This window comes from Vibrio sp. 704 (genome assembly GCF_033339295.1).
In genome coordinates, this window is sequence record NZ_JAWOUH010000179.1 from 1 (window position 1) to 938 (window position 938).

At 47.4% G+C, this 938-nt stretch carries 8 tRNA genes; all 8 read left to right on the plus strand.

Going from position 1 to position 938, the window contains the following annotated elements:
• Positions 1 to 5: 5 nt before the first annotated feature.
• The 8 genes from R7R24_RS25270 (at position 6) to R7R24_RS25305 (ending at position 934) form a co-directional block, all read left to right on the plus strand.
• A tRNA-Leu gene (locus R7R24_RS25270) sits at positions 6 to 90 on the plus strand.
• Between the two features lie 30 nt (positions 91 to 120).
• Positions 121 to 195: transfer RNA gene (locus R7R24_RS25275), tRNA-Gln, on the plus strand.
• Positions 196 to 248: 53 nt separating this feature from the next.
• Positions 249 to 333: transfer RNA gene (locus tag R7R24_RS25280), tRNA-Leu, on the plus strand.
• A 22-nt stretch (positions 334 to 355) separates the two neighbouring features.
• Positions 356 to 432 (plus strand) — tRNA-Met (locus R7R24_RS25285).
• A gap of 40 nt (positions 433 to 472) precedes the next feature.
• Positions 473 to 557, plus strand: a tRNA-Leu gene (locus R7R24_RS25290).
• A gap of 29 nt (positions 558 to 586) precedes the next feature.
• Positions 587 to 671, plus strand: a tRNA-Leu gene (locus tag R7R24_RS25295).
• A gap of 50 nt (positions 672 to 721) precedes the next feature.
• Positions 722 to 796 (plus strand) — tRNA-Gln (locus R7R24_RS25300).
• A gap of 53 nt (positions 797 to 849) precedes the next feature.
• Positions 850 to 934 (plus strand) — tRNA-Leu (locus R7R24_RS25305).
• Positions 935 to 938: the final 4 nt, after the last annotated feature.

The following is a 938-nucleotide window of genomic DNA, read 5'->3' on the forward strand; positions in this document are numbered from 1 at the left end:
AAGTTGCGGAAGTGGCGGAATTGGTAGACGCACCAGATTTAGGTTCTGGCGCCGCAAGGTGTGAGAGTTCAAGTCTCTCCTTCCGCACCATTATTTAAGTCTCTTTTATTAGAGCAATGTAGGGCTATCGCCAAGCGGTAAGGCAGCGGCTTTTGATGCCGCCATTCCCTGGTTCGAATCCAGGTAGCCCTGCCACATACAATGATATTAAGATTTTACCAATTATCTTGATATCTACAGATCAAGTTGCGGAAGTGGCGGAATTGGTAGACGCACCAGATTTAGGTTCTGGCGCCGCAAGGTGTGAGAGTTCAAGTCTCTCCTTCCGCACCATTCTTGATCAACGTTTTAAAATGGCTACGTAGCTCAGCTGGTTAGAGCACATCACTCATAATGATGGGGTCACAGGTTCGAATCCCGTCGTAGCCACCATTCCTAAATGTTCTTTTTATCAGAGCAGTTAGGAATAGATGCGGAAGTGGCGGAATTGGTAGACGCACCAGATTTAGGTTCTGGCGCCGCAAGGTGTGAGAGTTCAAGTCTCTCCTTCCGCACCATCTTAAATTAATCTACACTATCAGAATACGCGGAAGTGGCGGAATTGGTAGACGCACCAGATTTAGGTTCTGGCGCCGTAAGGTGTGAGAGTTCAAGTCTCTCCTTCCGCACCATTCTTTCTCTCGATAAGAGAGGTTAAGTAGTCTTTGACTATTTACGCTGTAGGGCTATCGCCAAGCGGTAAGGCAGCGGCTTTTGATGCCGCCATTCCCTGGTTCGAATCCAGGTAGCCCTGCCATATACAACGATATTGAGATTTTACCAATTATCTTGATATCTATAGATTAAGTTGCGGAAGTGGCGGAATTGGTAGACGCACCAGATTTAGGTTCTGGCGCCGCAAGGTGTGAGAGTTCAAGTCTCTCCTTCCGCACCATTAT